This is a genomic window from Pseudoduganella lutea (genome assembly GCF_004209755.1).
GTDB classification, from domain to species: Bacteria; Pseudomonadota; Gammaproteobacteria; order Burkholderiales; family Burkholderiaceae_D; genus Rugamonas; species Rugamonas lutea.
This window is the reverse complement of record NZ_CP035913.1, coordinates 746,979-769,970: the sequence shown is the minus strand read 5'-3', so window position 1 is coordinate 769,970 and position 22,992 is coordinate 746,979. Positions and strand designations below refer to the sequence as shown.

Genomic DNA, 22,992 nt, shown 5'->3' with positions numbered 1-22,992 from the left:
AGCAACAGGAGAAACACATGAAATTCGTCTCATACCGCAGCGGCACCGAAGCCCGCCTGGCCATCCTCGACGGCGAGACCGTTATCGACCTCAATCGCCTGGTACCCGAGGTGCCGGCCGATGCGCGCAAGGCGCTGCAATCGGGGATCGACCTGCAGGCCGCCGCGCGCCGGGCCATCGAACTGGCCGGCCCTGCCGACCGCCAGCCGCTGGCCGGCGTTGCGCTGGCGCCGGTGGTGCCGGAGCCGGGCAAGACCGTGTGCCTGGGCCTGAACTATTACGACCACGCCGCCGAGAGCGGCCGCGACAAGCCGGTCTACCCGTGGTTCTTCCTGCGTTCGACCACGTCGCTGCTGGCGCATGGCGAAGCTGCCGAACGGCCGCGCGTGTCCGAAAAGCTCGACTACGAGGCCGAACTGGCCGTCGTCATCGGCAAGCGCGGCCGCCATATCACGAAGGAGAACGCGCTGGACTACGTGTTCGGCTACGCGGCCTTCAACGACATCTCGGTACGCGACTTCCAGAAGCGCACCCCGCAATGGACGATCGGCAAGAACTTCGACCGCACCGGCGCGTTCGGCCCGGTACTGGTCACGGCGGACGAGCTGCCGCCGGGCGGCGCCGGCCTGCGCATCCAGTCGCGCCTGAACGGTGAAGTCATGCAGGATGCGAACACCCGCGACATGATCTGGGACGTGGCGGAAACCATTGCGCTGCTGTCCGAATGCGTGACGCTGGAAGCGGGCGACGTGATCGCGATGGGCACGCCGGCCGGCGTGGGCCAGTCGCGCGTGCCGCCTGTCTGGATGAAGCATGGCGACACCATCGAAATCGAGATCGAGGGCGTGGGCCTGCTGGTCAACACGATCCACGACGAAGCACAGGCATGAACACGCATCCCGACTACGACGTGGCGGTCGTCGGCTTCGGGCCTTCCGGCGCGGTGGCTGCCGCGCTGCTGGGCCAGGCCGGCCTGCGCACGCTGGTGATCGACCGCACCGACGAGGTGTACCCGAAGCCGCGTGCCATCGCGCTGGACCACGAGATCATGCGGGTGTTCCAGAACCTCGGGCTGGCGGACGCCATCGCGCCGTTCTGCGAGCCGTTCACGCCGTCCGAGTACTACGGCGTCGATGGCCAGCTGATCAAGCGGCTGGCCACGGTGGCGCCGCCTTACCCGCTGGGCCACACGCCGTCGATGGTGTTCACGCAGCCGCCGGTGGAAGCGGCGCTGCGCCGGCACGTGCGCGAGCTGCCCAATGTCGAGGTAAGGCTGGGCATGCGTTTCACCGGCCTGGAACAGCATGACGCCGGTGTCACGCTGCACCTGGAAGATGCGGGCGGTGAGCGCAGCACCGTGAAGGCGCGCTACGCGATCGGCTGCGACGGCGCCTCCAGCGCGGTGCGCGAAGCGCTCGGCATCGAACTGGAAGACCTGCGGTTCGACGAACCGTGGCTGGTGGTCGACGTGCAGGTCAACGAGCGCGGGCTGGCGAAGCTGCCGTCGACCAGCGTGCAGTTCTGCGAACCCGGCCGGCCGTGCACCTACGTGATAGGGCCGGGCAACCACCGCCGTTGGGAAATCTCGCTGCTGCCTGGCGAAGACCCGGCATACATGGCGACCGAGGAGGGCGCATGGAGCGTGCTGCAGCGGTGGATCGGCCGCGACGACGCCACGCTGTGGCGCCAGGCCAGCTACCGCTTCCACGCGCTGGTGGCCAGGGAATGGCGCAAGGGCCGAGTGTTCATCGCCGGCGATGCGGCGCACCAGCAGCCGCCGTTCCTGGGGCAGGGCATGTGCCAGGGCGTGCGCGATGTGGCCAACCTGGCGTGGAAGTTGCGCGCCGTGCTGGGCGGCGAAGCGAATGAGACCTTGCTCGACACCTATGCGGACGAGCGCCGCGAGCACGTGCGCCAGCTGACCACGCGCATCAAGGAAATCGGCGCCGTGATCTGCGAGCGCGATACCGTCAAGGCCCGGGCGCGCGATGCGGCGCTGCTCGATGCAGCCGGCGGCCAGGTGAAAACGCAGGCACGGCAGGACATCATCCCGCCGCTGTCGGCCGGCCTGCTGGACGCGGATGGCGGCAAGGCCGCCGATGGCGTCGGCAGGCTGTTCCCGCAGCCCCGCGTGCACGGTCCGGCCGGGCCGGTGCTGCTGGATGACATCGCCGGCACCGGCTGGCGCATCGTCACCGACCTGCCGGTCGACGGACTGCCTGCCGGCCTGCTGCCGGTGGCGGCAAGCCTCGGCATGCTGGTGTCGCTGCCGCCCGGCGAAGACGGTTTCACCAGCGGCCCGCACCGCATGCAGACGGGCGAAACCGATGGCGTGGTGGCCGGCTGGCTGGCGCGGCACGGTGTCCATGCCGCGGTGGTGCGGCCCGATCACTACGTATACGGCGTGGCCGGCGATGGCGCCGGGTTACTCGCGCTGGCGGCGGGCCTGAAGGACCGCTTGCAATAGCCGCGTTCACGATCCGCTTGTAACGACGCTCATCACAACAACAATGGAGACAGGCATGACCCATCAGTCCGACAAGGGCAATACCCCGAACAACCCGCGCCGCCGCAACCTGCTGGGCCTCGGCACGGCGCTGGCCGGCGCCGCCATGCTGCCCGGCGCCGCCACGGCCGCCGCTGCCGCCACGAAAGCAAAAGGCGCGTTCCCAAAAGGCTTCCTGTGGGGCGCGGCGATCGCCGGCCACCAGGCCGAGGGCGACAACGTCAACAGCGATGCGTGGTTGCTGGAAAACGTGCAGCCGACCGAGTTCAAGGAACCGTCGGCCGCCGGTGTCGACCATTACCGGCTGTTCGACCAGGATATCGGCTTGCTGGCGCAGGCGGGCCTGAACACGTTCCGCTTTTCGATCGAGTGGGCACGCGTGGAGCCGGTCGAGGGCCTGTTCTCCATCGCCGCGCTGGAGCATTATCGCGACGTGCTGGAAGCGTGCCGCAGGCGCGGCGTGCGCACGATGGTCAGCTTCAACCACTTCGTCAACCCGCGCTGGTTCGCCGCGCGCGGCGGCTGGGAAGCGGAGGGCGCGGCCGAGCTGTTCGCGCGCTATTGCGACAGGGTGACGCGCCACCTGGGCCACCTGATCGACTACGCCACCACGTTCAATGAACCGAACCTGGCGCGCCTGCTGTTCGGCATCCCCGGCCCGCTGTCCGGCATGGCCGGCAACCCGCGCATGAAGGCCATGCTGGCGGAGGCCGCGCGCCAAAGTAGCTCCGACAAATTCTCCGCCTGGCTGTTCGGCGATTTCGACAAGATCCAGGCCGGCCAGCTGCAAGGCCACGCGGCCGCGTACCAGGCCGTCAAGGCGGTACGCCCGCAACTGCCGGTGGGCTTCTCGATCGCCATCGCCGACGACCAGGCAGTGGGCGATCCCGCCATGCGCGACCGCAAGCGCGCGATCGCCTATGAACCGTGGTTCAAGGCGATCAACGAGCATGGCGACTTCTTCGGCGTGCAGACGTACACGCGCGAGCTGATCGGCCCGGAAGGCGTGCTGCCGCCGCCCAAGGATGCGGTGATGACGTCGGCGCACATGGAGTACTACCCGCAGGCGCTGGAAGCCACGCTGCGTTATACGGCGCAGCACGTGAAGAAGCCGCTGTACGTGACGGAGAACGGCACGTCGACCGACGACGACAGGCAGCGCGTTGCCTACATCGGCACGGCGGTGGCCGGCGTGGCCGCTTGCCTGAAGGATGGCATCGACGTGCGCGGCTATGTCCACTGGTCGCTGCTGGACAATTTCGAATGGATCTTCGGCTACGGTCCCCGCTTCGGCCTGATCGACGTGGACCGCAAGACGATGAAGCGCACCGCCAAGCCCAGCCTCGCGGTACTCGGCAAGGTCGCCAGGGCGAACGGGGTCTGACGATGGCACCGCGCTTGAAGACGATCTGCCTGGCGGTTGTTGCCGCCGTGACGTTGCCCGCCTGGGGAGACGAGCTGGCGAAGGGGTTTGCCGACCCGCCGCAAACGGCCCGCCCGCGCGTGTGGTGGCACTGGTTGAACGGCAATATCACGAAGGAGGGCATCCGCAAGGATATCGAGTGGATGTCGCGTTCGGGTCTGGGCGGCCTGCAGAACTTCGACGCGGAGATGATGACGCCGCCGCTGGTCGCCAAGCGCCTGGTGTACATGGATGAAGGCTGGAAGGAGGCGTTCCGGTTCGCCACGCAACTGGCGGAAGAGAAGAACCTGGAATTCGGCATTGCCGCTTCGCCGGGCTGGAGCGAGACGGGCGGGCCATGGGTGCCCGCGCAGGATGGCATGAAGAAGCTGGTCTGGTCCGAGACGGTCGTCGATGGCGGCAAGCCGGTCGAGCTGAAGCTCGCGCCCGCGCCACGTACGAGCGGGCCGTTCCAGGGCCTGTTCGTGCTGCCCGATATCATGGGGCACCGGCCGGACGCGCAGAAGCTGGCACAGGCCGGCGCCGACGTCGGCGTCTATGCATGGCCGGCCGGGGCAGGGACCGGCGAGCTGCCAGGCATCCGGCTCGGCGAAAGAACGCTCGATGCGCGCAGGCTGGCGATGGCGCACGACGGCGACGTCGTCGAGATCGCGCCGCCGGCTGCCGGCGAAGCCATCGTCGTCACGCTCGACTACCCGGCACCGCGCACCGTGCGTTCGGCCACGATCTTCACGCCGGGAGCAGGCAACATCTTCGAGGGTCCCGCTTACCAGTCCGTGCTGGAAGCCAGCATGGACGGCCAGACGTGGAAGAAAGTCGCTGACCTGCCGCTGTCGCTGGTGCCGGCCACCGCCGGCTTCGCACCGGTCACGGCGGCGAAGTTCCGGGTCGTGATCAAGGCCAACCCGCCAGCCGTCAATCCCGGCTTCATGCCGGTGCCCGGCGCCGATACGGGGCCGTTCGCGGCGATGGCCAGGCCGAAGAACCTGCGCCTCGGCCAGCTGGTCCTGTCGGCGGAGCCGCGCGTGAACCAGTTCGAGGCCAAGGCCGGCTTCGCGACCGTGGCCGACTACCACGCGCTCGATGCGGCCGCCGATCCGAACGAGGCCGGCACGCCGCCGTCGCAAGTCGTCGACCTGACGGGCAAGCTGGCCGCGGACGGCACGCTGCGGTGGACGCCGCCAAGCGGGAAGTGGAAGATCGTGCGGCTCGGCTGGTCGCTGACCGGCATCGAGAACCACCCGGCGACGCCGGAAGCCACCGGGCTGGAAGTCGACAAGTACGACAGCGGGGCGGTGCGCCGCTACCTGCAGACCTACCTGGGCAATTACGAAAGGGCGGTTGGCAAGGATATGATCGGCAAGCGCGGCGTGCGTGCGCTGGTGACCGACAGCACCGAGGTCGGCGCCGCGAACTGGACACCGCGCATGCTCGACCAGTTCCGGCGGCTGCGCGGCTATGACGCGCGGCCCTGGCTGCCGGCCCTGACGGGCCTCGTCATCGGCAACCGCGCCCGTACCGACGCCTTCCTCTACGATTACCGCCGCACGCTGGCGGAGCTGGTGGCCAGCGAGCACTATGGCACCGTGGCGTCCGTGGCGCGCGAACGGGGCATGAAAGTCTATGGCGAGGCGCTGGAGAGCGCGCGCGTCACGCTGGGCGACGACATGGCCATGCGGCGCCACGCGGATATCCCGATGGCGGCGATGTGGACGTATCGCCCGGACCTCGGACCCAACCCGACCGCCATCGCCGACATGCGGGGCGCCGCCTCGGTCGCGCACCTCTACGGCCAGAACCTGGTGGCGGCCGAATCGATGACGAGCGCGATGGCGCCGTGGGCCTTCGCCCCGTCCGACCTGCGCCCGATGATCGACACGGAGTTCGCCAACGGCGTCAACCTGCCGGTGATCCACACGTCGGTGCACCAGCCGCTGGGCGAGGATAAAAAGCCGGGCCTGTCGCTGGCGATCTTCGGCCAGTACTTCAATCGCAACGAAACCTGGGCCGGCATGGCGCGGCCGTGGGTCGACTACATGGCGCGCAGTGCGTACCTGCTGCAACAGGGGCGCCACTACGCCGACGTGGCCTACTTCTACGGAGAAGAAGCGCCGCTGGTGACGCTGTACAAGGCGGGCCAGCCGACCGACGCGCCGCGCCGGTACGCCTACGACTTCGTCAATGCCGACGCACTGGCGCAGGCGCTGTTGGTGAAGGACGGCGACCTGGTGGCGAAGAGCGGCGCGCGCTATCGCGTGCTGTACCTGGGCGGCAGCAGCCGGAAGATGACGCTGGCCACGCTGCGCAGGCTGCACACGCTGGCCACGCAGGGCGCGACGATCGTCGGACCTGCTCCCGCCGGCTCACCGGCGCTCGGCGACGATGCCCGGCAATTCGCCGCGCTGGTGAAGCGCATGTGGGGTGGAAAAGGCGGCGGCAAAGACAGCGGCAGGGTCGGCAAGGGAAGGGTCGTCGACAGCCGCGACGTGGAAACGGTGCTGGCGACGCTGGGCCAGGCGCCGGACGTCGAGTATGCCGGTGCCGGCGCCGGCGATACCCCGCTGTCGTTCGTGCACCGCCGGCTGGACGACGGCGACGTGTATTTCATCGTCAACCGCACGGCGGCGCCGGTCAGCACGGAGGCGCTGTTCAACGTGCGCGGCAAGGCGCCCGAATTCTGGCGTGCCGACAGCGGGCTGGGTGAGCCGGCAAGTTATCGAACGGCGGGCGGCAGGACGGCGATGCCGCTCTCGCTGGGGGCGAACGAATCGGTCTTTGTCGTGTTCCGCAAGGCGGCCACCGCGCCGGGTGCCACGATCGCGGCGCCGGAATGGTCGCAGGCCGCCCGCCTGGACGGCGACTGGCAGGTCGCCTTTGACGGTCTTGCCGCACCGGGCACCATCGCCGATCGTGCACCGGGCTCGTTGACGGACAGTGGCGACCCACAGGTCAGATATTTCTCGGGAACGAGCATCTGGCGGCGCGGCTTCACGCTGCCCGACGGTGCGGAACCGGGCAGGCCGCTGAAGCTGGACCTGGGCCGCGTGGGCGACGTGGCCGAAGTGATCGTGAATGGCAGGAGTGCTGGCATCGCGTGGAAGCAGCCGTATGAAGTCGACATTGGTCGGCTGGTCGTGGCGGGCGCCAATACCGTGGAGGTCAGGGTGGCCAACCTGTGGGTCAATCGCCTCGTCGGCGACGCGCAGCCGGGTGCTCGAAAGGTCACATTCACCGCCGCGCCGACGTACAAGGCCGACGCGCCACTGCGCCCCGCGGGGCTGATCGGACCGGTCACCCTGCGGGTACTGTCGCAGTAGCGCAGGCCCGCCGGCGCCAGGACGCGCGATAGCTGGTATCGCCAAACAAGGCTTTGGCGATACCGGCGGCCCCACTAAGCTGGGACATCAAATTCAGAAATACAGGAGACACAAGTGGCAGGAATCATTTTCAACAACGTACGCATCTTCGACGGTGCCCAGCTGCGCCCCGGCATCGGCGCGGTGCGCGTGGAAGGCAACCGCATCAGCGAAGTGGCCGATGGCGGCCGCCGCATCGAGCGGCAGGCCGGCGACCGCGTCATCGACGGGCAGGGCGGCACCCTGATGCCGGGCCTGGTCGAGGCGCATGCGCACCTGTCGTGGCCAAGCTCGGTCGAGCGCTTCGTGCCCGGCATGGCGCTGCCGCCGGAAGACCTGGTGCTGACGACGGCGCGCAATGCGCGCATCCTGCTCGATCACGGCTTCACGAGCGCCTATTCGGCCGGTTCGCTGAGCAAGTCGGTTGAAGTCGTGCTGAACACCTTCATCACGAGCGGCGGCATGCCGGGGCCGCGCCTCGTCGCTTCCTCGATCGAGCGTTCGCCGCCGACCATCGACGAGCTGGATCCAGGCCAGGTGGCCGAGCACGGTACCGGGCCGGAAGCGGTGCGCGAGTTCGTCAAGCAATGCGCATCGATCGGCGCCAAGTCCGTGAAATTCCTGCTGTCCGGCGAGGATGCGCTGATGCCGGGCGCTTCGCAGCAATTGCTGTACACGCAGGAAGAGGCCAGCGCCGCCGGCGAGCAGGCGCGCGAATCGGGCGTGTGGCTGGCCTGCCATGCGCAGGCCAACGAGGCGGTCAAGATGGGCCTGCGCGCCGGCTTCCGCGTGCTGTACCACTGCTCGTACGCCGACAACGAAGCGCTCGACATGCTGGAGGCAAAGCGCGACGACATCTTCATCGCGCCCGCCGTCGGCATCATCCAGGCAACGCTGGACGCCACGCCGCCGCCGCATTTCGACATGACGCACATGAAGGCCAGCGCCGCCGAGGTGCTGGCGCTGCAGAAGAAGCTGGTGCCGGAACTGAAGCGGCGCGGCCTGAAGGTGCTGCCGGGTGGCGACTACGGCTTCCCGTTCAACCCGAACGGGCGCAATGCGCGCGACCTCGAACTGTTCGTCGAGCACTTCGGCTACAGCCCGGAAGAAGTACTGTCCGCCGCCACGCTGCTGGGCGGCGAGCTGATGGGCATGGGCGATGAGCTGGGCCAGGTGAAGCCAGGTTTCCTGGCCGACCTGCTGCTGGTGGATGGCGACCCGGTGGCCGACGTGACGGTGCTGCAGGACCGCAAGCGCCTGCGCGCCATCATGAAGGATGGCCGCTTCCACAAGGACCCGGCGCTGGCCGGGCTGGCGGGGGCGTGAGCATGGAGGCAGGCGTCAATGCGCCGGACATGCGCAAGCTGGAAAAGGCGATCCGCGCCGCCGGGCCGGTGATCGACCCGGCGTTCGCGAAGAACCTGTATGCGCCGCTGCTGGCGAGTGCACCCCGCGGCGGCGAGATCCTCCGTGACATCGCCTACGGCGACGACGAGCGGCACCGGCTGGACGTCTACCTGCCGCTCGGCACGAAGGCCCCGGCGCCGGTGGTGATCTTCCTGCACGGCGGCGGCTTCATTCGCGGCGACAAGGCCGACCGGGAAGCCGTCGGCCATTTCTTCTCGCGCCACGGCGTGCTGGCCGTGCTGCCGAACTACCGGCTCGGGCCGCGCCACCGCTGGCCCGCCGGCGCGCAGGACGTGTCGTCCGTGCTGGCATGGACGCGGGCGCACGTGGCGGCGCATGGCGGCAATCCCGATCACATCGTGCTGGCCGGAGAATCGGCCGGCGCGGCACACGTGGCCGCGGCCACGTTGGTGCGGCGCTTCCAGCCCGCCGAAGGGCTGAAGATCGCCGGCGCCTTCCTGGCCTCAGGCGTCTACAACGCGGAACTGGAGCTGCTGGCGCGCACGCAGCTGAACATCGCCACGCCGGACCCGCGCAACGAAGCCTATTTCGGCACCGATTTCGCCGCGTACCGGGCCATGTCGACGGTGGCGCTGGTCGACGCGGCACCGTTCCCGCTGGCGATCAGCTACGCGGAACTCGATCCGGTGCAGATGCAGGCGCAGGCCGGCGAGCTGTTCGCCACGCTGGTTACGCGGCACGGCTTCCAGCCGCAGATATCCGTCGTGCGCAATCACAATCACCTGACGCAGGTGTATGCGATCAACAGCGGGGATGACGCACTGGCTGGGCCGATGCTGGCCTTCGTGCGCGCGCCACGCGGGTAACTGGCGAACGAGCAACCTGCGGCCGACGAACACCGGTGTCTGACACTATTTTCCGGATGAATCTCCCGGAAAATAGTGTCAGACACCGGTTCTCTGCTGCCAACCATGAAAGCGCCCCGCCGGTTATTCCAGATGACAGCAACTACTAAAAGCCCTTACAGTGGAAGATAAAAACATGCTGGCTACGAATAATATCAAGGAGACAAAACCATGCGATTCAACCGGCTGGACCTGAACCTGCTGCTCGCCCTCGACGCGCTGCTGGAAGAACAGAACATCACGCGCGCCGCGGCCCGCGTCAACGTCAGCCAGTCCGCCATGAGCGGCATGCTGTCGCGCTTGCGCGAGTTCTTCGAGGATGACCTGCTGGCCGCCGTGGGCCGCAACATGGAGCTGACGGTGCTGGGCCGGCAGCTGGTAGGGCCGGTGCGCGACCTGATCCTGCACGTGCACGCCACCGTGGGCATGCGCGTGTCGTTCGACCCGGCGCGTGAAACGCGCTGCATGAAGATCATGGTGTCCGACTACGCCACCGAGGTGTTCCTGAACAAGGTGGTGGCGCGCGTGCTGCGCGATGCGCCGAACATGACGCTCGACCTGGTGCCGCTGGCCGACGATGCCGCCGAGAAGCTGCGCCGCGGCGAGAACGATTTCCTCATCATCCCGCGCCAGTTCCTCGACCCCGAGCATCCGCAGCGGCTGTTGTTCGAGGACCATTACTGCGCCGTGATCTGGGAAGGCAATATGCACGTCGGCGACACGCTCGATGCCGCCACCTACGAACGGCTGCCGCACATCGCGCCGATGCTCGGCCGGCCCCGCTCGCCGACGGTCGAAGAACTGCTGCTGAAGGCGCAGAACGTGAACCGGCGCATCCGCGTCATCACGGCCGATTTCACCAGCATGGCGACCGCGCTGGTGGGTACCGACCTGGTGGCCACGATGCACACCCGGCTCGCGCTGGCCTGCGCTCGCCGCCTGCCGATCCGCGTGCTGCCGCTGCCCTACGCGCTGCCGTCGATGGCCGAGTGCCTGCAATGGCACCGCTTCCAGGAAAACGACCCGTGCCACATCTGGCTGCGCGGCATCATGCTGGAAGTCGGCCGCGGCCTGCCGGCGAATGCCGAGCTGGCGATGGCGCCGCACAGCGCCAATGCGATCGAGACGATGCCATCATTACGGCTACCGCTGCTGGAAACCGCCTGACGGCACAAGCGCGCTTTCCTCCTGTCCTGCGGCGCGCGCCGCCGCTTCCAGCAGCACCGCGTCGATGCTGGCCAGGTCGGCCGGCTTCGTCAGGTGCGCATCGAGGCCGGCGTCGCGCGAGCGCTGCCGGTCTTGTTCCGTTCCCCAGCCGGTCAGCGCCACGAGCATGGCATTGGCCATGCCGTCCATGCGGCGCAGCTGCGGCGCGATTTCGTAACCGCTGAGGTCCGGCAGGCCGATATCGAGCATCACCACGTGCGGGCGGTCGCGCGCGGCGATGGCCAGCGCGGCGTTTCCGGTGTGCGCCAAGTGCACCGCGTGGCCGCGCATCTCCACCAGCGCCGCCAGCATCTGCGCCGCATCGACATTGTCGTCGACCACCAGCACGCGCAACGCGGCGGGTCCCGCGGGGGCATCGGCGGGCCCGGCATCCTGGGCGGCGGCCTGGCCGGCGTCGCCTTCGCGCAGCGGCAGGGTGATCGTGAAGCGGCTGCCCCGGCCCGCGCCGTCGCTGTGCGCGCCCACGCTGCCGCCATGCAGTTCGACGAGGCGCCTGACGAGATTCAGGCCCACGCCCAGCCCGCCCTGTGCCAGCTCGTGATGATGTGCGACCTGGGCGTACAGGTCGAATACGGTCGGCAACATGGCGGCATCGATGCCGATGCCGTTGTCGGCCACGGCGATCGCGATGTTTCCCTCATCCAGGCTGGCGCCGATCTCGATCCAGCCTTCCGGCGGCGTGTACTTGGCGGCATTGTTGACGAGATTGCTCAACACCTGGGCGATGCGGTGGCGGTCGACGAACAGCGTGACGGGTTCGCGCGGCAGGTCGAGGGTCAGCCGGTGCCGGCCGGCCTGCACGAGCGGCGCGCTGATTTCCAGCGCGTCGCGCACCAGCTGGTCGAGCTGCACGGGTTCGCGGCGCAGCGCTACCTTGCCTTCGGACAGGCGCGCCATGTCGAGCAGGTCGTCGACCAGGCGCACCATGTGCGTTACCTGACGGCGCATCATGCCGTGGACCCGGTCCGCATCCGGCCCCGTGGGGCGCGCCTGCATCAGTTCCAGGCCCGTGCGGATCGGCGCCAGCGGATTGCGCAACTCGTGTGCCAGCGTGAACAGGAATTCGCTTTGCATGCGGTTCTTCGCGGTCAGCTCGTCCGCCAGCCGCTGCAGTTCCCGCTCGGCCTGGGCGCGCGCGTCGACGTCGACCACGGTGCCCACGAAGCCGCTCGGCTGGCCCGCTTCGTCGAAGCGCGGCATGCCCGCGTCGATGAACCAGCGGTACGTGCCATCCTTGCCGCGCAGGCGGTAGTCGAACGAGAAGGGTACATGGCTGGCATTGGCATCCAGGAAGATGGTGCGCGCCCGCGTGATGTCTTCCGGATGCACGTTTTCCAGCCAGCCCATGCCCAGGTCCTGTTCGGGCGAGCGGCCCGTGTATTCGTACCAGCGCCGGCTCAGGTAGGTGCACAGGCCTGCCGTATCCGTCGTCCACAGCATCACCGGCGCCATGTCGACGAGCGAACGGAAGTAGGTTTCGCGTTGCGCCAGTTCGGCATGGTGGTCGCTGCGCGCGCGGGCCATGCCGAGCTGGCGTTGCACGCGCGCCAGCAGTTCACCGGCGGCGAACGGCTTGACCAGGTAGTCGTCGGCGCCGGCCTGCAATCCTTCCACCTTGGCTTCCTGGCCGGCCCGCGCCGACAGCAGGATCACGGGCAGGTGGCGCAGCGATTCGCTGGCGCGGATGCGGGCGAGCAGGCCGAAACCGTCCAGCCGCGGCATCATCACGTCGCTGAGCAGCAGGTCGGGCGGATCGTGCCGCAGCAGCGCCAGCGCCGCTTCGCCATCCGCGCACACGGTCACGTCGGCATGCGGCTCGAGAAGCGATTTCAGATAGGCGCGCATGTCGTTGTTGTCGTCCGCGACCAGGATGCGCGGCAGGGGCGCGGCGGTCGGTTGCGCAGGCGCGCGGCTGTCCGGCGATCCCCCAGGCGCCAGCGCCGGTTCCGGCGCATCGGGCAGCCAGCGCAGCGCTTCCTCGACGAACGAGGCGGCGCCCATGCGGCGCGCGTCGTCGCCGTCCGCCGGCACGCCATCCGCGTCGCCGCGGTGGTCGACGTGCCCGGCGGGCAGGTGGGCATGGCCGAAGGGGATGTCGACGTCGAAGCGGGTGCCGTTGCCCTCCCTGCTGTGCACGGCGATGCTGCCGCCGTGCAGGCGCACCAGTTCCTGGATCAGCGCCAGGCCGATGCCGGTGCCTTCATACGTGCGCCCCGGCGTGCCTTCGATGCGGTGGAAACGCTCGAACACACGCGGCAGTTCGGCCGCCGGAATGCCGCTGCCGGTATCGCGCACGGACAGCCGGGCCATGCCGGCGTGGCGGTACAGGCTGACGATGACCGCGCCCTGCAGCGTGAACTTGAATGCGTTCGACAGCAGGTTGAAGACGATCTTTTCCCACATGTCGCGGTCGACATAGACGGGCTGGCCCAGGTCTTCGATGTCGAGCCGGTATTGCAGGCCGCCTTTTTCCATCGCCGATTCAAAGACGCCGGCGAGGTCGGTGGTCAGTCGCGCCAGGTCGAGCGGTACATAGGTGGCCAGCGCGCGCCCGGCCTCGATGCGCGAGAAATCGAGCAGCGAGTTCACCAGCTTGAGCAGGCGCAGGGCGTTGCTGTGCGTGACGTCGATGCGCTGGCGCTGCCCCGGCGGCAGCGGCTCGCGCGCATCGGCCAGCGCATCGGCCAGTGGGCCGAGGATCAAGGTCAGGGGCGTGCGGAATTCGTGCGACACGTTGGAAAAGAACGCGGTCTTGGCGCGGTCGATCTCCGCCAGCTCCTGGGCACGGCGCTGCTCCTTTTCATATGCGACCACGTTGCCCACCGCCGTGTTGACCGTGGCGCCGAGCAGTTCGTAGAAATGCAGGTAATCCTCGTCGAGCGCGCGCGCCGCGCTGACGCCGGCCACGACGAAGCCGTACGGCTCCGCCTGGCCAGGTACCGTGACCGGCAGCACCAGCGCCGCGTCGGGCGCGATCTCGTAGGGACCGCAAGGCCCGCCGGCAAAGCGGCCCCGCAGGCCATGCACCTGCTGCGGTGCGCGTGCCCGGGCTGCGCTGGCAAATGGCCAGATCGCGTCATCCGCCGCCACGACCGGCGGTGCCAGGTGGGCATGCCCGGCGGTGCCGGCCGCGCCGCGCAGCAGCAGGTTGCCGCTTTGCGCGTCGATCTGGTACAGCAGGACGAACGGCAGGTCGAGTGTCATGCCCTGGTAGTGCGCTTCGATGTCGTGGGCAATGTCGCCGATCGCCCGGGCGTCGGAAATGGCGGCGTTCAGGTCGCGCAGCACGCGGGTGCGGCGCGCGTTCAGCACGGCCGCCGTCGCTTCCGTGATGGGGTGGAAGATGCCGCCCACGGCGCCCGTTTCATCGCGGATTGGCGAGAACGAGAACGTCATGAAGGCTTCTTCGAGGTAGCCCACGCGGTCGAGGAACATGCGCTGGTCGCGGATGTACACGCCTTCGCCATGGTGCGCGCGCTCGAAGGCGTCGCCCACCACGGGCAGCGCGCTGGCCCACACTTCCTTGAACGCGCCGCCCATCGCGCGCGGATGCAGGTCGCCGCAGATCGGGCGGTAGGCATCGTTGTAGATCTGGATATCGTCCGGCCCCCACGCCACCAGGATTGGAAAGGTGGACGACAGGCACAGGCTGACGGAGGTGCGCAGGCTCTGTGGCCAGCTTTCAAGCGGCCCCAGCGGCGTGGCCGACCAGTCCATCGCGCGGATCAGGGCGCCCATTTCGCCACCGCCAGCCAGCCAGCTCAGGTCGTCGTTCATCGGGGGCGGGGCGGTGGGTTGCATATTGCTTTACGGAAAGTAAAAAAAGACGGTCGTACCGTTTGTCAACATATTGTATGCCAGCAAGTGCCATTGCATGCCGAAAGCCGCTCTCCGGTGTGCGCGCGCCCGGTCGCTTACTGCTGGCCTACAATCGGGCTTTTGACCATGAGGAGCACCATGTCCGCCGCATCCGCAACCGTCGAACAGGGCATCGTGGCCGCCGGCGTCGGCAAGTTCCAGTATCGCCTGTTCGTGATCTTCGGGCTAGTGTGGATGGCCGACGCGATGCAGGTGCTGTCGATCGGCTTCTCGGCGCCATCGATCGCGAAGACATTCGGCATCGCGATGCCGCAGGCGCTGCAGACCGGCACGTTCTTCTTCATCGGCATGCTGATCGGCGCCTTCGCCTTTGGCCGGCTGGCGGACCGCATCGGCCGGCGGCCGGTGCTGATGGCGGCGGTGCTGGTCGACGCGTGCTGCGGCGTGGCCTCGGCGTTCGCGCCGGATTTCACGTGGCTGCTGGCGCTGCGCTTCCTCACCGGCATCGGCGTGGGCGGCACGCTGCCGGTCGACTACACGATGATGGCCGAATTCCTGCCCAGCGACCGGCGCGGCCGCTGGCTCGTGATGCTCGAATCGTTCTGGGCGGTCGGCACGATCCTGCTGGCGATCCTGGCCCTGTTCGCCGCAAGCTGGGGCGACGACGCGTGGCGCTTGATCTTCTTCGTCACCGGCATCCCGGCGCTCGTGGGCGTGGTGCTGCGCCTGTACGTTCCCGAATCGCCGATGTACCTGAACCGCAGCGGCAATCCGGATGCGGCGCGCAAGGTGCTCGAGCGGGTAGCCCTGGCCAATGGCCGCAACGTGCCCATCCCGCCGCTGCTGCCGGACAGCGCCGGCCGGCATTCGCTGTTCGCGCTGTTCTCGCAGCACCTGCGCCGCCGCAGCGTGGCGCTGTTCGCGGCGTGGGGCCTGATCTCGATCGCGTATTACGGCGTGTTTGTCTACCTGCCCGTGAAGCTGGGCGCCGAGGGCTTCGGCTTCATGCGCGGCCAGGTGTTCCTGATCGTGCTGGCGCTCGTGCAGTTGCCGGGCTTCGCGCTGTCGGCCTATGGCGTGGAACGGTGGGGCAGGAAGCCAACGCTGGTGGGCTTTCTCGTGCTCAGCGCCCTGGGCTGCATGTGCTACAGCCTCGGGAGTTCGACGCCGGTCGTCGTCGGCTCGACACTGCTCATGAGCTTTGCGCTGCTGGGCACCTGGGGCGCGCTGTATGCGTTCACCCCGGAGGTGTATCCGACCGACCTGCGTGCCAGCGGCATGGGCATGGCCGGCGCCGTGGCCCGCTTCGGCGGGCTGTTCGCCCCGGCCATCGTGGCGCCCGTGATGGCGACGCACTTCACGCTGGCGCTGGGGATGCTGGCCGTGTTCCTGCTGATGGGGGCGGGCGCGATCCTGTGCGTGGATGCGGAGACGCGGAACCAGGTGCTGGAATAATCGCTAAACGAAAGGATTGCATGCGTGAAATTCCAGATATCTGCAGATAGAAATCTAGTGCTCCGGGGCGACGTGCATACGGTCGGCATAAGCTTTGCTCTCGTATCGAAAAGTGGAAGCCGATATCTGGTAGACGGGGTTTCCGCATCGCCGGATATCTCGAGATAAAGCTCATACGCTCGCGAAGATTCTTTCCGGATCAATCACGTTGCCCAGGGTCCTTGATTCGGATTCTCGGATGCGGGCGACCGGTATGTCCATCTTAAGGTGGACCATGGACCGGAAGGCGTGGTGATTCTGACACGCACCGCATTTTGCGTTGCTGGACACCCGGGGGCATTGTATTAACAAAGTTCGTTTGCTTAATTGCCATCATTGTCTGCCGAAGGAGAACCGGACGTACCTGATTTTTCGTTGAAGATAATTGGTCCAAACCAATGGGTCAGGCCATCGAACGATGACGATTTTGATATGAAAAGTGTGTTCGCACTGCAGTTCGCATAGATACGAAGAAGAACGCCATCCATATTATGGCTGCCGGAACCAATCTCATGTGTTTTCGCTGGTCGCAAAGGTACGTAATTACCCGGTGAGATTTCAGGGGCCTCAATTTCAAGAGGTTTCATGAAAGAAGTCTCCGGAAACCCTACTATCAACCGTTCTCGAGCGAACTTTACCAAATGCGGGCAAGCTTTTTCTTCCAACGGGGCGACATCATTTGGTACCAGTTTCAGGGCCTGAAAAGAGTACATATCTGAGCAATATGCGTAAGCAGAGGTTTGCATCACTAATGCCAACGTATAATAATAAGTTTTTTTCATGGTGAAAAGCGCTTTGCAGCGCTTTCTTTAATTAGCCATAAAATTGCTGGAGTTCAAAGCTTGCGGAGCCGACTATCTGAGTGGAAATAAATTCATCGGAATTTTCGACGCTCGCATCAAGATAAATTTTGTTCGTCCCTTCCAGAATCTGCAGATCAAGGTTGCCATCATACGCCGGTGCCTTCGGTAACGAGCCCGGTGCCATCGTATAAGTGGCAGTAATGTTTCCATTCGCATCTACTCCATACATGGTCGCTCCATTTTCGTTAACAAATCCAGAAGCGCCGCCGGCAAACGTTCCGTTGTGATAGACGCTCATTCCTATGGAAACATTTCCAGTATTATTGTCGGTAGCGACGTCCCATAACCAACGAAGTTCTGAACCATTAATCATCTGCGTGATCGTAAACGACTCGGTAACAATGCTGCCATGTGTGACTGGTGGATGATCGTTAATTTGAGCGCCACCAAAAGGAGCAAGAAAGTTTTCCGTCTGCCAAGTTGATGAGTCTGCGGAAAACCAAGAATCAAAAGAATCGTCCTCCAAGTAGTCCTCAACCTCCCAAGCATCCTCGTCACTCCAAGAAGATTCTTGGTTGAAAACACTCTGCGTCAGAAGTTTATCATTAATCTGAGGGGGCTGTATGCGAGACATATATCTTCCACTTATATGGTTAAGCCGGTTGGCAGATAAATATTAATACAAAATAATGTCTGGAAAACTATCGGATTCTCACGAGAGCTAAAATTTCTTTGTTTGAAATTGCATAAATTGCGAGATCGAATCAAGAATATGCTAGTGTTCAGCAGAAGAAAGCGGCTTAATTCAGTGCCAGATAGCGTCGAGGTCTCAGCAGGCGCGTATATCGTGGAATAGCGCCGTTAAGCAAACTCGGTCAAACAGGCAACGGCTTGCTGGCGTCCGGGTGATCCGAGCATTTACGATAAGATCGGGTATCGCCAAGCGACATCAGAACACCGCCCGCAATGTCGCCGACGCCGTGCGCGGCTCGGCATAATGCAGCCCGTTATAGAAGCCCACACGGTTGTAGTAGGTCTTGTCGAACAGGTTGGCCACGTTGACGCTGGCGGTGAAGTGGTCGTTGATGCGGTAGCTGGCCGTCAGGCTGGCCAGCCAGATCGAACCCTGGGAGATGCGCGACGGCGCCGTGATGGGCGCGCCATCGGCGTTGTAGGCGCCGGTGGGTTGCTGCGCGGTGTTCCACAGGTTGCTCTGCCAGTTCACGCCGCCGCCGACCGTGTAGCGGCGGTCGGGGCCGAAGCGATACGTGGTGAAGACCTTCAGCAGGTTGCGCGGCACCACCGTGTTGATCGGGTTGCCGCGCGCATCGCGCGATCGGGTGTGGCTGTAGCCGGCCGAGAGGTTCCATTCCGGCAGGACCTGGCCGGAGGCTTCGAGCTCGAAGCCGTCGACCTTGTTGCCCTTGCCCGTGGAGCGGTAGGCCTGCACGGCGCCCGGCAGGGAATTCGGCGGCACGCTGTCGTCGATCTCGCCCACGTTGTCCTTCTCGCTCCTGAACACGGCCGCCGAGAAGTTCACGCGCCGGTCGAACAGTTCGGCCTTGATGCCGGCCTCGATGCTGTTGCCGTCCACCGGATCGAGGAATTCATTGTTCCTGTCGCGCAGGTTCTGCGGTTGGAAGATGCTGGTGTAGGCCGTGTACGCGGTCCACTGTTCATCCAGGTCGTACAGCAGGCCCACGTACGGCGTGTTCACCGAACCGAGCGTGAAGCCGGTCGTGGTGCTGGCACTGCCGTCGGCATTGAAGTTGCGCGTGCGGGTCGTGTAGTCGCCGTGGCGCAGGCCCACCACGGCCTTCAGGGCGTCCGTGAGGTTCAGGCGCGTTGCCACGCTCAGCGCCTTCTGGTCGACGTTGCCGATGCTGTTCGGTACCGCGCCGACCGTGGTCGGGAATTGCGGCACGTCGCCGGTCCACGTCTGCCAGTTCGGGATCTTGTCGTAGCCGGCCGGCACCGCGCCGATGGTGACGCGTTGCGAAACCATTTCGCGGTCGGCCTTGCCCCAGCCGAACACGATATCGTGGCGGCGGCCGAACAGGTCGAACTTGCCGTCTACGTTCAGTTCCAGCACATCCATCGTTTCGTCGACGGGGAAGCGGTTGGAGGCGACGGTGATGCCGCTGCCGTCGGCGCGCGGGTAGCCGCCATAGCCGAAGTAGAGGCTGCCGTCCTGCACGCGGTCGGTCCTGCTCCACGCGGCGCGCAGGCGCCAGTCGTCGGCAAAGCGGTGTTCCAGCGTGGCAAAGGTCTTTTTCTCGTCCATGTTCCAGGAGGCCCACGGCGTCGACAGGTTCAGGTTGGAGGGCAGGTTGGCCAGCGAGCCGTCCGCGTTCCAGTAAGGCACCGTACCCCATGTGGAACCGCGCGGATCGGACTTCTGGCGCTCGTAGCCTACCGCCACCGTGGTGGCCGCACCCAGGTCGGCCTCCAGGATGCCGTACAGCGCGCCCATGTCCTGCTCGTACATGGGCCGGAACGATTCGGCCTTCTGCTTCGCGGTGACGAAGCGGCCTCGCAGCTTGCCGTCAAATGCCAGGGGACCGGAAACATCGAGTTCGGCGCGGCGCAGGTCGTAGCTGCCGATACGCAGCGCGGCATTGGCCTGGAACTCGCGCGTCGGACGCTTGCGCACCTGGTTGATGGTCGCCGATGGATCGCCGGCGCCTGTCGTCAGGCCCGTTGCGCCGCGTACCACCTCGATGCGGTCGTACACCACGTTGTCGCCATTCGCCTTCAGCGAGCTGCCGAACAGGTTCAGCATGCCGTCGACCTGGAAGTTGGTCACCGCGTAGCCGCGCGCGTTGTACGTGACGCGCTCGGTGTCGTTGTAGTTCACATAGAGGCCGGTCACCTGCTGCATCGTCTCGGCCAGCGTCTGCAGGCCCTGTTGTTCCATGCGCTCGCGCGTGACGATCGACAGCGACTGCGGCGTTTCGCGCGGGCTCAGGTCCAGGCGCGTGCCGCTGGCGATGGGGCCGGTCGTCGTATAGGAACCGCTGTTTTCCGTGGTGGCGTCCTTCGTGCCCGTCACTTCGATTTCAGCCATCGTGGCCGGTGCCGTTTGTGGCACGGTCTGCGCCTGCGCGTGCCAGAAGGGAAGGATGCCGAGGATGGCGGCGGTGGTGGCATGGCGGACAAGGGTGGAACCTGAAGATGGTGTGCTCATGATGATTGTGGTTGCATGACTAATTAATAATGATAACACGAATGATTCTCATTAATAATCAACGTCATCTGGGCCGCAAAGGGGGCTGCCGCCGGGTTGTCGTCTCTCGTAACGTCTAAATGGCAACTAATATTTCTATAAGGTTACTTTTGGAGAGAATTGGCGGCAAGCCGGCCTTCTACAATGGCGGCGTCCAGCCTTTTATTGTCGAGCACGTCAAAGAACGCGTCGCAGGCTTGACGCATACCAAAACCATTCAGGGAAACGCCATGTTCATCCGCACCATTCTTGCAGCGCTTTTGTGCCTGCTTCTCGGTTTCGCTCGCGCGGGCGAAACCTCCCCCGAGCAATTGCTTGCCTCGCTCAAATTCCAGCACGGCCGCATTACGCTGGCCGATGGCATCGCCACACTGGATCTGCCGGCAGGGTTCCGCTATCTTGATCCCGCCGATGCCGGCCGCCTGTTGTCCGAAGGCTGGGGCAATCCGCCCGGGATCAAAACGCTGGGCATGATCGTACCCACTGCGGTGAATCCGCTGGCCGCCCACGGTTGGGGCGTGGTAATCACGTATGAAAATGATGGCCATGTGGACGATGGCGACGCGGACGGCATCAAGTACGACGAGCTGCTCCAGTCCATGCAGGAAGCGATGACGGGGGCGAACGAGGAGCGCAAGAAGCAAGGCTATGCATCGATGACGCTGATCGGCTGGGCCGAGAAACCCCACTACGACAAGGCCAGCCACAAGCTGTACTGGGCCAAGGAACTGCATACCGAAGGCGACCAGTACAACGGCTTGAACTACAACATCCGCGTGCTGGGCCGCGAAGGCGTGCTGGTGCTGAACGCGGTTGCCGGCATGGATCAGATCGGGCAGATCCGCGACGAAATGAAGAACGTGACGGCATTCACGGATTTCGCGCCGGGCCACCGCTATGCGGACTTCGATGAAAAAACGGACAAGGTGGCGGAGTACGGCATCGCGGCCCTGATCGCAGGCGGCGCGGCCGCCAAGCTGGGCCTGTTCGGCAAGCTGCTGGCGCTGGTGCTGGCCTTCAAGAAGGTGGTCTTCGTGGGCGGGGCTATCGCGGCGAGCTGGCTCTGGACGATGCTGGGCCGCCGCAGGAAGGTCAATCTTTCCAAGCCAGGGTAAGCGATGGGCAAGTTACTCGTCTGGCTGTTCGCGGCCGGGAAGATGGGCAAGCTGCTCACGAGCGGCGGCACGATGCTGCTGTCGCTGGTCGTTTACAGCTGGGTCTTCGGCTGGCGCTACGCCGCCGGTTTCGTGCTGCTGGTGTTCGTCCACGAGATGGGGCATTACGTGGCCGCCCGCCAGCGCGGCATGGAGGCGGGCCTCCCCGCATTCATACCCTTCGTCGGCGCCTGGGTGGCATTGAAGGACCAGCCGCGCGATGCCGAGACGGAGGCGTACATCGGCTTTGCCGGCCCCGTGGCGGGCACGATGGCCGCGATGGCGTGCTACTTCGCCGCGCGCGACACGGGCAGCCAGCTGCTGATGGCACTGGCCTATTCGGGCTGCATGCTGAATCTGTTCAACCTGATTCCGCTGGCACCGCTCGACGGCGGCCGCATCACGGCCGTCATCTCGCCGAAGGTGTGGCTGGTGGGCGTGCCATTGCTGGCCGCACTGTTCTTCGTGCGTCCGAGCCCGATGCTGATCTTGGTGGGACTGCTGGCACTGCCGCAATTGAAGCAGGCATGGCAGGGCTCGCCCGGCGCGGCCGCCGGTTACTATGACACGCCGCTGGACAAGCGCATCAACTATGGCGTGATGTACCTCGGGCTGGTGGCATTCCTTGCGATCATGAGCTATGGCATCCATGAGAGCCTGCGTGTCTGAATGCCGGCCTGGGCGGCAGCCGTCACCGGATATGGCCGGGATCAGAAACGTCTGCGCAGGAATTTCATGAGAATTCGCCCCTACCTCGTGCCGCCACTGGTGTTCATGCTGATTGGCCCGCTCATCGCGTTTTTCATCTTTTACGGAAGCGTGCTACCCCACAAGGGCGACGATAAGCTGTTCTTTATCCTGATGTTTCTCAGTTGCTTCACCGGTGCGATTCCCGCCCTGATCACTGGTCTGCTGTATGTCGTGCTGTGGCCTTGCGTGGCGCGCCTGCCTGTCCTGCAGGTACGGGAGCAGGGATGCGTGACAGGACTGGCCAGCGTCAGCCCGCTGGTCTGCCTGTTGGCCTTCAAGCCGCATCAATCGCTGCGGGAGTACGCGATAGTGCTGGTTCCTGCGGTGCTGTGTGGCATTCTCGCGGCGAAAGCCCGCCATGGAGGAGAGCCTGGATGAGCAACTTGCCTCAGCCACCTGGTCCGGTGGCACGCTTCGTGCTGGGTAAGGGAACGCAATCGTTCACCCACCACTGAAAGGACCACCATGCAACGCACCGACGTCACCGAAATGATCATGACCGCCAAGATCCGCAAGGGCATCAAGTGGTGCGACGTGGCCGAACAGGTCGGGTTGTCGAAGGAATGGGTCACGGCCGGGTGCCTGGGCCAGATGACGTTCGATGCGCGCCAGGCGGCGATCGTGGGCGAAGCGTTCGGGCTGCCCGAGGAGGCGGTGCTGCTGCTGCAGCAGCCGCCGTACCGCGGTTCGCTGCCGACGGCCGTGCCCACCGATCCGCTGGTCTACCGCTTCTACGAACTGGTCAGCGTATACGGCACCACGTTCAAGGCGCTGATCCATGAGGAATTCGGCGACGGCATCATGTCCGCGATCGACTTCCGCATGGACATGCAGCGCGAGCCGGATCCGGCGGGCGACCGCGTGAGCATCACGATGTCCGGCAAGTTCCTGCCCTATAAAACGTACTGAAGACGTGATCGGCCGCGCAGGGCAATCCGTGCACCGGCGCGGTGCACGTGCG

The 22,992-nt window shown here is 65.6% G+C and carries 16 protein-coding genes; 12 read left to right on the top strand and 4 right to left on the bottom strand.

Annotated elements, in window-relative coordinates:
• Positions 1-17 precede the first annotated feature (17 nt).
• The 7 genes from EWM63_RS03165 (at position 18) to EWM63_RS03135 (ending at position 10,725) form a co-directional block, all read left to right on the top strand.
• Complete coding sequence (locus EWM63_RS03165; RefSeq protein ID WP_130185240.1) at positions 18-890, top strand: fumarylacetoacetate hydrolase family protein; 873 nt, start codon at positions 18-20, stop codon at positions 888-890.
• Positions 887-2,467 (top strand): bifunctional 3-(3-hydroxy-phenyl)propionate/3-hydroxycinnamic acid hydroxylase MhpA, encoded by a 1,581-nt coding sequence (gene mhpA, locus EWM63_RS03160; RefSeq protein ID WP_130185239.1) that lies wholly within the window; start codon positions 887-889, stop codon positions 2,465-2,467. The genes EWM63_RS03165 and mhpA overlap by 4 nt, the downstream gene beginning before the upstream one ends.
• A 55-nt stretch (positions 2,468-2,522) precedes the next feature.
• On the top strand, positions 2,523-3,890 hold the full coding sequence (locus EWM63_RS03155; RefSeq protein WP_130185238.1) for a glycoside hydrolase family 1 protein: 1,368 nt from the start codon (positions 2,523-2,525) through the stop codon (positions 3,888-3,890).
• Between the two features lie 2 nt (positions 3,891-3,892).
• Positions 3,893-7,246, top strand: coding sequence for a glycosyl hydrolase (locus EWM63_RS03150; protein WP_130185237.1), 3,354 nt, complete (start codon positions 3,893-3,895; stop codon positions 7,244-7,246).
• 114 nt (positions 7,247-7,360) lie between these two features.
• Positions 7,361-8,611, top strand: coding sequence for an amidohydrolase family protein (locus tag EWM63_RS03145; protein ID WP_130185236.1), 1,251 nt, complete (start codon positions 7,361-7,363; stop codon positions 8,609-8,611).
• 2 nt (positions 8,612-8,613) lie between these two features.
• Positions 8,614-9,519: an alpha/beta hydrolase gene (locus EWM63_RS03140; RefSeq protein ID WP_229487920.1), complete on the top strand. Its 906-nt coding sequence runs from the start codon at positions 8,614-8,616 to the stop codon at positions 9,517-9,519.
• A gap of 210 nt (positions 9,520-9,729) precedes the next feature.
• The gene (locus tag EWM63_RS03135; protein ID WP_130185235.1) at positions 9,730-10,725 is read left to right on the top strand and encodes a LysR substrate-binding domain-containing protein; all 996 of its coding nucleotides are present in this window, start codon (positions 9,730-9,732) and stop codon (positions 10,723-10,725) included.
• Here EWM63_RS03135 and EWM63_RS03130 read toward each other — a convergent pair.
• Positions 10,702-14,586, bottom strand: coding sequence for an ATP-binding protein (locus EWM63_RS03130; protein WP_229487703.1), 3,885 nt, complete (start codon positions 14,584-14,586; stop codon positions 10,702-10,704). The genes EWM63_RS03135 and EWM63_RS03130 overlap by 24 nt on opposite strands.
• 156 nt (positions 14,587-14,742) lie before the next feature.
• Here EWM63_RS03130 and EWM63_RS03125 point away from each other — a divergent pair, with 156 nt between their 5' ends.
• Complete coding sequence (locus EWM63_RS03125; protein ID WP_130185234.1) at positions 14,743-16,059, top strand: MFS transporter; 1,317 nt, start codon at positions 14,743-14,745, stop codon at positions 16,057-16,059.
• Between the two features lie 362 nt (positions 16,060-16,421).
• Here EWM63_RS03125 and EWM63_RS03120 read toward each other — a convergent pair whose 3' ends face one another.
• The 3 genes from EWM63_RS03120 to EWM63_RS03110 all read right to left on the bottom strand — a co-directional run bounded on the left by EWM63_RS03120 (position 16,422) and on the right by EWM63_RS03110 (position 20,088).
• Complete coding sequence (locus EWM63_RS03120; RefSeq protein WP_130185233.1) at positions 16,422-16,880, bottom strand: hypothetical protein; 459 nt, start codon at positions 16,878-16,880, stop codon at positions 16,422-16,424.
• A gap of 31 nt (positions 16,881-16,911) precedes the next feature.
• Positions 16,912-17,535 (bottom strand): hypothetical protein, encoded by a 624-nt coding sequence (locus EWM63_RS03115; protein ID WP_130185232.1) that lies wholly within the window; start codon positions 17,533-17,535, stop codon positions 16,912-16,914.
• 315 nt (positions 17,536-17,850) lie between these two features.
• Positions 17,851-20,088, bottom strand: a complete 2,238-nt coding sequence (locus tag EWM63_RS03110) for a TonB-dependent siderophore receptor (RefSeq protein ID WP_130185231.1) — start codon at positions 20,086-20,088, stop codon at positions 17,851-17,853.
• A 119-nt stretch (positions 20,089-20,207) separates the two neighbouring features.
• Between EWM63_RS03110 and EWM63_RS03105 the strand changes: the two genes are divergently transcribed.
• The 4 genes from EWM63_RS03105 to cynS all read left to right on the top strand — a co-directional run bounded on the left by EWM63_RS03105 (position 20,208) and on the right by cynS (position 22,940).
• Positions 20,208-21,242, top strand: coding sequence for a DUF2167 domain-containing protein (locus tag EWM63_RS03105; protein WP_229487702.1), 1,035 nt, complete (start codon positions 20,208-20,210; stop codon positions 21,240-21,242).
• Positions 21,243-21,245: 3 nt separating this feature from the next.
• On the top strand, positions 21,246-21,950 hold the full coding sequence (locus EWM63_RS03100) for a site-2 protease family protein (protein ID WP_130185230.1): 705 nt from the start codon (positions 21,246-21,248) through the stop codon (positions 21,948-21,950).
• A 66-nt stretch (positions 21,951-22,016) separates the two neighbouring features.
• Complete coding sequence (locus tag EWM63_RS03095) at positions 22,017-22,409, top strand: hypothetical protein (protein WP_130185229.1); 393 nt, start codon at positions 22,017-22,019, stop codon at positions 22,407-22,409.
• An 87-nt stretch (positions 22,410-22,496) separates the two neighbouring features.
• Positions 22,497-22,940, top strand: a complete 444-nt coding sequence (gene cynS / locus EWM63_RS03090) for a cyanase (RefSeq protein WP_130185228.1) — start codon at positions 22,497-22,499, stop codon at positions 22,938-22,940.
• Positions 22,941-22,992 lie beyond the last annotated feature (52 nt).

Coding starts and splice junctions, on each gene's coding strand:
- EWM63_RS03165 (WP_130185240.1), top strand. CDS start 18: ATGAAATTCGTCTCATACCGCAGCGGCACCGAAGCCCGCCTGGCCATC.
- mhpA (WP_130185239.1), top strand. CDS start 887: ATGAACACGCATCCCGACTACGACGTGGCGGTCGTCGGCTTCGGGCCT.
- EWM63_RS03155 (WP_130185238.1), top strand. CDS start 2,523: ATGACCCATCAGTCCGACAAGGGCAATACCCCGAACAACCCGCGCCGC.
- EWM63_RS03150 (WP_130185237.1), top strand. CDS start 3,893: ATGGCACCGCGCTTGAAGACGATCTGCCTGGCGGTTGTTGCCGCCGTG.
- EWM63_RS03140 (WP_229487920.1), top strand. CDS start 8,614: ATGGAGGCAGGCGTCAATGCGCCGGACATGCGCAAGCTGGAAAAGGCG.
- EWM63_RS03135 (WP_130185235.1), top strand. CDS start 9,730: ATGCGATTCAACCGGCTGGACCTGAACCTGCTGCTCGCCCTCGACGCG.
- EWM63_RS03130 (WP_229487703.1), bottom strand. CDS start 14,586: ATGCAACCCACCGCCCCGCCCCCGATGAACGACGACCTGAGCTGGCTG.
- EWM63_RS03125 (WP_130185234.1), top strand. CDS start 14,743: ATGTCCGCCGCATCCGCAACCGTCGAACAGGGCATCGTGGCCGCCGGC.
- EWM63_RS03120 (WP_130185233.1), bottom strand. CDS start 16,880: ATGAAAAAAACTTATTATTATACGTTGGCATTAGTGATGCAAACCTCT.
- EWM63_RS03115 (WP_130185232.1), bottom strand. CDS start 17,535: ATGTCTCGCATACAGCCCCCTCAGATTAATGATAAACTTCTGACGCAG.
- EWM63_RS03110 (WP_130185231.1), bottom strand. CDS start 20,088: ATGAGCACACCATCTTCAGGTTCCACCCTTGTCCGCCATGCCACCACC.
- EWM63_RS03105 (WP_229487702.1), top strand. CDS start 20,208: ATGGCAACTAATATTTCTATAAGGTTACTTTTGGAGAGAATTGGCGGC.
- EWM63_RS03100 (WP_130185230.1), top strand. CDS start 21,246: ATGGGCAAGTTACTCGTCTGGCTGTTCGCGGCCGGGAAGATGGGCAAG.
- EWM63_RS03095 (WP_130185229.1), top strand. CDS start 22,017: ATGAGAATTCGCCCCTACCTCGTGCCGCCACTGGTGTTCATGCTGATT.
- cynS (WP_130185228.1), top strand. CDS start 22,497: ATGCAACGCACCGACGTCACCGAAATGATCATGACCGCCAAGATCCGC.